Source organism: Streptomyces sp. NPDC007162 (assembly GCF_040634175.1).
GTDB lineage: Bacteria > Actinomycetota > Actinomycetes > Streptomycetales > Streptomycetaceae > Streptomyces.
In genome coordinates this window covers 1-6,257 of record NZ_JBEYFC010000513.1, presented here as the reverse complement: position 1 = coordinate 6,257, position 6,257 = coordinate 1, and the positions used below count along the sequence as shown (strand labels likewise).

The 6,257-nt window shown below is 73.0% G+C and carries 4 protein-coding genes and 1 pseudogene; 2 read left to right on the top strand and 3 right to left on the bottom strand.

The window, feature by feature from the left end; all coding sequences use genetic code 11:
* Positions 1–729: pseudogene (locus ABZ646_RS37715) on the bottom strand (hypothetical protein); the annotation flags it as partial.
* A 126-nt stretch (positions 730–855) separates the two neighbouring features.
* Positions 856–1,107 carry a helix-turn-helix transcriptional regulator gene (locus ABZ646_RS37710; RefSeq protein ID WP_360529547.1) on the bottom strand — a complete coding sequence of 84 codons (252 nt, stop codon included), beginning with the start codon at positions 1,105–1,107 and terminating at the stop codon, positions 856–858.
* Positions 1,108–1,151: 44 nt separating this feature from the next.
* On the opposite strand from ABZ646_RS37710, the gene map reads away from it, so the two are divergent.
* Together map and ABZ646_RS37700 are read left to right on the top strand one after the other, a co-directional pair.
* Positions 1,152–1,931: a type I methionyl aminopeptidase gene (gene map / locus ABZ646_RS37705; protein ID WP_360529544.1), complete on the top strand. Its 780-nt coding sequence runs from the start codon at positions 1,152–1,154 to the stop codon at positions 1,929–1,931.
* Between the two features lie 632 nt (positions 1,932–2,563).
* The gene (locus tag ABZ646_RS37700; RefSeq protein ID WP_360529541.1) at positions 2,564–5,110 is read left to right on the top strand and encodes an ATP-dependent Clp protease ATP-binding subunit; all 2,547 of its coding nucleotides are present in this window, start codon (positions 2,564–2,566) and stop codon (positions 5,108–5,110) included.
* Between the two features lie 16 nt (positions 5,111–5,126).
* On the opposite strand, the gene ABZ646_RS37695 is transcribed toward ABZ646_RS37700, so the two are convergent.
* Positions 5,127–6,257, bottom strand: a 1,131-nt coding sequence (locus ABZ646_RS37695; RefSeq protein ID WP_360529538.1) for a gamma-glutamyltransferase, incomplete at its 5' end; no start/stop codon positions are given.

The window sequence follows — 6,257 nt, the reverse complement described above, 5'->3', positions numbered from 1 at the left end:
GTGGACGCGCTGCACGCGGCCTACCCGCGTCTGTTCCTCTTCGAGTCCGAGTCCTCCTCGGAGACCTCCACCCGCGGCGCGCGGCGCTCGGTCATCGCCGCCGTGCGCCGCACCGGCAGGTGCGTCGGCGCGGTACGGCGGACCTGCGTCATCGCCGTACGGCGCGCCGTCGCGCGACGAACCCCCGCCGGTCTCCCCTCGGGACCACTGCCCGTTCGTCGGTGCGGCGTCCAGACGGGCCAGGCGCGCGCGGAGTTCGGTGCACCGGGCCGATGCCCGTTCGTGGTCGTCGTGGGCCCAGGCGAGGTCGAGGTTCAGCGTCTCGGCCTCCTGCGGGGAGTGCGCGGAGCCGAGCGCCCGGCCGAGCCGGGCCAGGCGTTCGGCGGCGTGGTGCTGTTCGCGGAGCATGGCGTCGAGGCGGTCGCCGAGGTCCTGCCGGGCACCCGGCCTGGCGTCGTAGGCGGCGACGGCATCCGTGTGCAGCGGCCGGGCCCGCTCCGTCTCGCGCGCGGCGGCCTCCGGGCCGTGGGTGGTGGCGAGGTCCTGGAGGAGCGCCGCCACGACGTCCCAGGGCGGCACCTCCCGCCCGCCGAGGCAGGCCAGCATGCCCTCCGGGTCGCGCCGCCAGAAGACTGCACACCAGCCGCCGCCCTGGTCCAGGCGCGCCAGCAATCCGTCCAGGTAGTTCGCGAACTCCCGCCCCCGTCCCGGGAGTTGATCCACCGTCATCGTCCCACTCCCGCCGGCCCGGAACACTCCGGTTCCGTAGGCAACACCAGGTGTGTTACGCGGGTGCTACGGGGAGTTTTCAGCGGGCGCCCAGAGCCCTCATCGCCCGGCTCCGGCCGAGGGGCGTCAGACCGGGACCAGCGCGCAGCGCGCCACCAGGTCGTCCATCGACAGGCCGAGCGCGCGGGCCAGCGCGGCCACGGTGAAGAAGGCGGGGGTCGGGGCCCGCCCCGTCTCGATCTTGCGGAGCGTCTCGGCCGAGATGCCCGCCTCGGCGGCCACCTCCGTCATGCTCCGCGCGCCGCGCGTCTCGCGCAGCAGCCGTCCGAGCCGCTCGCCGCGTTCACGCTCTTCCGGGGTGAGAGGGGTGCGCACCATGCCGTCATTCTACTCCGGTCGAATAAGCCGGTATATTAATTGGCATGGTGGAACTGAAGACAGACACATCGATCGACGCCATGTACGCGGCCGGGCAGGTCGTCGGGCGGGCCCTGACGGCCGTACGGAAGGCCGCCGGCGTCGGCGTCTCGCTGCTGGAGCTGGACGAGGTGGCCCGGGACGTGCTCCGCGAGGCGGGCGCCTCCTCCCCCTTCCTCGGCTACCGGCCCTCGTTCGCGCCCACCCCCTTCCCCGCCGTCGTCTGCGCCTCCGTGAACGACGCGATCGTGCACGGCATCCCGACCGCCTACCGGTTGCGCGACGGCGACCTGGTCTCGATCGACTGCGGCGCCGAACTCGACGGCTGGGTGGGCGACTCGGCGATCAGCTTCACGGTCGGCAGAGCGCGGCCGGCGGACACGCGGCTCGTGGAGACCGCGGAGCGGGCACTGGCGGCCGGGATCGCGGCGGCCGTCGTAGGCAACCGCATCGGCGACATCGCGCACGCGATCGGTCGGGTGTGCCGGGAGGCCGGTTACGGCATCCCGCAGGACTTCGGAGGACACGGCATCGGCCGCCGCATGCACGAGGACCCCGGGGTACCGAACGAGGGCCGGCCCGGCCGTGGCCTGCCCCTGCGCCAGGGCCTGGTCATCGCGATCGAGCCCATGCTGATCGGCAGCGGTCGGGACGGCTACCACCCGGCTCCCGACGGCTGGACCCTGCGCACGGACGACGGCTCCCGTGCGGCCCACGCGGAGCACACGGTGGCGATCACCGAGGCCGGGCCGCGGATCCTGACGGCCCGGCACCCGGAGAACTGACGCAGGCGGCTGCGCGCGCATACCGGCGCCGCTCCCCCGGCCCACCCGGCGGCTCCGCCCGGGCTCCCAGGAGCGGCGCCCGTGACATGCCCAGCCCCGTAGGCAGACCGACCTCGGACAGCCGACCTCGGGCAGACCGACCGCGGACAGGCCGCCTCCGCCCGGCCCGCGCCCGGCGGAGGAGAGCGCCCGTGACATGGGCCGCCCCGGGAAAAGCCCCGAGGCCGTGGAACTCGTCCCCGGCCCGGGTGCGGGCGACGCGGGCCGAGCGCGGGCAGGCCTCCTCCGCTCGGAGCCCGCCCGGCGCAGAAGCGCCACCCCTGCCGCGGCCCACCCGGCTGGCGGGGCCGAGCGCGGGCAGGCCGTCATTGCCCGGCCCCGTCCGGCGGGCAGGGAGCCGCGGAGAGGCCCGGTCGGTGGCTCGGACCGCTGCCGTTCCGCCCGTCCGTCCGCCGCCCGCTGCCCGCCGCCGTCGGCCACCGCCGCCGGTCACCGCCACTGGACATGCCCCCCATCAGCGGGCGTGCGAAGGTGGTGTGACCGGGCCCTGCAGGGGCACCCGCGTGGACCGGCACGTCGACCAGCGAGCGCGTCCCGCCAGGCGCCGGGACGCCGGAACGGAACGAACGCTCATGACCAGCGGCTACCCCGGACCGGGCGACTACGGACAGGACCCCTTCGGCGAGTTCCTCGCCCGCTTCTTCGGCGGCGGAGGGCCTCGCCAGGGACCCCGCCAGATCGACATCGGGAGGCTGCTCAGTCAGCCCGCCAGGGAACTGGTCAGGGACGCCGCCCAGTACGCCGCCGAACACGGCAGCCGTGACCTGGACACCGAGCACCTGCTGCGCGCCGCCCTCGCGGCCGAGCCCACCCGCTCCCTGCTCAGCAGGTCCGGTGCGGATCCCGACTCGCTGGCCCACCAGATCGACGACCGGGCCGGCCCGGTCCAGCATCCGCCCGGCGAGACGCCCCCGCCGACCTCGCTGTCCCTCACCCCCGCCGTCAAGCGGGCCCTGCTGGACGCGCACGACCTGGCCCGGGCCGGCGGTGCCGGGTACATCGGCCCGGAGCACGTCCTGGGTGCCCTCGCCGCCAACCCCGACTCGGCCGCCGGGCACATCCTGAACGCGGCCCGGTTCGCCGCCGCCGGGCTGCCGCCGGACGCCCCCGAGACCGACCGCTCCCACCCCGGCGCGGACACCCGGCGCCGTACGGGCACGCCCACCCTCGACAAGTTCGGCCGCGACCTGACCGAACTGGCCTCCCAGGGCCGGATCGACCCGGTGATCGGGCGCGACGACGAGATCGAGCAGACCATCGAGGTGCTGTCCCGGCGTGGCAAGAACAACCCCGTGCTGATCGGCGACGCCGGAGTCGGCAAGACCGCGATCGTCGAGGGCCTCGCCCAGCGGATCGCCGACGGCGACGTGCCCGACATCCTCTCCGGGCGCCGGGTGCTCGCCCTCGACCTGCCCGGCGTGGTCGCGGGCACCCGTTTCCGGGGCGACTTCGAGGAGCGGCTCAACACCATCGTGGGCGAGATCCGGGCCCACTCCGACCAGCTGATCGTCTTCATCGACGAGCTGCACACCGTGGTCGGTGCCGGGGGCGGCGGCGAGGGCGGAGCGATGGACGCCGCCAACATCCTCAAGCCGGCCCTCGCCCGGGGCGAGCTGCACATCGTGGGCGCGACCACGCTGGAGGAGTTCCGCAAGATCGAGAAGGACGCGGCGCTGGCCCGCCGCTTCCAGCCGATCCTGGTGCCCGAGCCGACGGTCCCGGACACCATCGAGATCCTGCGCGGCCTGCGTGACCGTTACGAGGCACACCACCAGGTGCGTTTCACCGACGAGGCGCTGGTGGCCGCCGTCGAACTCTCCGACCGCTACCTCACCGACCGCAGGCTGCCGGACAAGGCGATCGACCTGATCGACCAGGCCGGCGCCCGGGTCCGCCTCGGCTCGCGCACCAAGGGCAGCGACGTACGGACGATGGAGCGCGAGATCGAGCAGCTGGTCCGGGACAAGGACCAGGCGGTCGCCGACGAGCAGTACGAACGGGCCACCCAGCTGCGCGACCGCATCGGCGAGTTGAAGACCCGCATCACCGAACTCTCCGGCGAGGACCGGGCGGACGAGGGACTGGACCTGGAGGTGACGGCGGAGGCGATCGCCGAGGTGGTGTCCCGCCGGACGGGCATCCCGGTCAGCAGCCTCACCCAGGAGGAGAAGGAGCGGCTGCTCGGCCTGGAATCACATCTGCACCAGCGGGTGATCGGCCAGGACGAGGCGGTCGCGGCCGTGGCCGAGGCGGTGCTGCGCTCACGTGCCGGGCTCGCCAGCCCGAACCGTCCGATCGGCAGCTTCCTCTTCCTCGGCCCGACCGGTGTCGGCAAGACCGAACTGGCCCGCGCGCTCGCCGAGGTCCTGTTCGGCAGCGAGGACCGGATGGTCCGCCTGGACATGAGCGAGTACCAGGAACGCCACACGGTCTCCCGCCTGGTCGGCGCCCCGCCCGGCTACGTCGGCCACGAGGAGGCCGGGCAGCTCACCGAGGTGGTCCGCCGCCACCCCTACTCGCTGCTGCTGCTCGACGAGGTGGAGAAGGCCCACCCGGACGTCTTCAACATCCTGCTCCAGGTCCTGGACGACGGCCGTCTGACCGACTCCCAGGGCCGCACGGTGGACTTCACCAACACGGTCGTCGTGATGACGAGCAACCTGGGCTCGGACATGATCAACAGGCCTGGCGCGGGCATCGGTTTCGGCTCCGGGGACGCGGCGGCGACCGAGGAGGCCCGCCGCGAACAGGTGCTGCGCCCGCTCCGGGAGCACTTCCGCCCGGAGTTCCTCAACCGCATCGACGAGATCGTGGTCTTCCGCCAGCTCACCGGCGAGCAGCTGCGCCAGATCACCGAACTCCTGCTGGAGAACACCCGCCGCATGCTGCACGCACAGGGCATCACCGCGCACTTCACGGACAAGGCGGTCAACTGGCTGGCAGAACACGGCTACCAGCCGGAGTACGGCGCCCGACCACTGCGCCGCACGATCCAACGGGAGGTCGACAACCAGCTGTCCCGCCTGCTCCTGGACGGCACGATCACGGAGGGCAGCGAAGTGACCGTGGACACCGCGGACGGCCGCTTGGAATTCCGCCCGCAGAAGGCGACCCTCTAGGGGAGCGGACCGGCGTCTACGGCGCAGGATCCACCACGGCGGCCGACCCTCCACCCCGCCGCACGGTCTCAGCCGCCGCCAGCCACTTCCCACCCGGCAACCGCTGCACCCCGGTGGCCGCCCCGATCTCCGGGTTCAACGAGAACGAGTGCCCGATGGCCTCCAACTTCCCCCGCAGGACGGGATCGTTGTACAGCGCCGGTTCCAACTCGGTCTTCGCGGCGTTGCGCTGCGAAGCCCGTGGCGCCGCGATCGCGTCCACCAGCGGCAGATGCCGGTCGAGGAACTCGGTCAGCACCTGGAGCACGGTGGTGATGATGGTCGCCCCACCGGGCGATCCCACCGCGACCACCGGCCGGTTCGCCTTGTCGAGCACGATCGTCGGCGAGATGGAGGACCGCGGCCGCTTGCCCGGGCCGGGCAGGTTCGGGTCGTGCACCGCGGGGTTCGCCGGAACGAACGAGAAGTCGGTCAGCTCGTTGTTCAGCAGGAACCCCCGCCCGGGAACGGTGATCGCGCTGCCGCCGGTCTGCTCGATGGTCAGCGTGTAGGAGACGACGTTCCCCCACTTGTCGGCGACGGTGAGGTGCGTCGTGTTCTCCCCTTCGTACGTGGTCGGCGCCGCCGTCCCCGTCGAGCCCGGGTCGTTGGGGTCGCCCGGTGCGACCGGGCTGGTCAGCACGGCGTCGTCACTGATCAGCTTGGCCCGCTCGTCGGCGTACCGCTGGGACAGCAGCCCGGCCGTCGGCACGTTCTCGAAGGCGGGGTCGCCGACCCAGCGCCCCCGGTCGGCGAAGGAGATCCGGCTCGACTCGATGAAGTGGTGCAGGTACTGCACCTCGCCGGCCTTCGACAGGTCGGTGTTCTCAAGAATGTTGAGGGCCTCACCGACCGTGGTCCCGCCGGAGGAGGACGGTGCGATGGAGTACACCTTCAGCCCGCGGTACGACGTCTCGGTCGGCGCCTGCGACTTCGCCCGGTAGGCGGCCAGGTCCTTCGTGGACAGCTTGCCCGCACGTGCCTTCCACCCGGAAGCCGGGTCCACCGGCGGGTTGTCGACGGTCGAGACGATGTCCCTGCCGAGGTCGCCCCGGTAGACCGCACCGATCCCCTTCTTCCCCAGCTCCTGGTACGTACGGGCCAGTTC

Excerpts from the sequence above, each read along its gene's own strand:
- ABZ646_RS37710 (WP_360529547.1), bottom strand. The coding sequence starts at position 1,107 with ATGGTGCGCACCCCTCTCACCCCGGAAGAGCGTGAACGCGGCGAGCGG.
- map (WP_360529544.1), top strand. The coding sequence starts at position 1,152 with ATGGTGGAACTGAAGACAGACACATCGATCGACGCCATGTACGCGGCC.
- ABZ646_RS37700 (WP_360529541.1), top strand. The coding sequence starts at position 2,564 with ATGACCAGCGGCTACCCCGGACCGGGCGACTACGGACAGGACCCCTTC.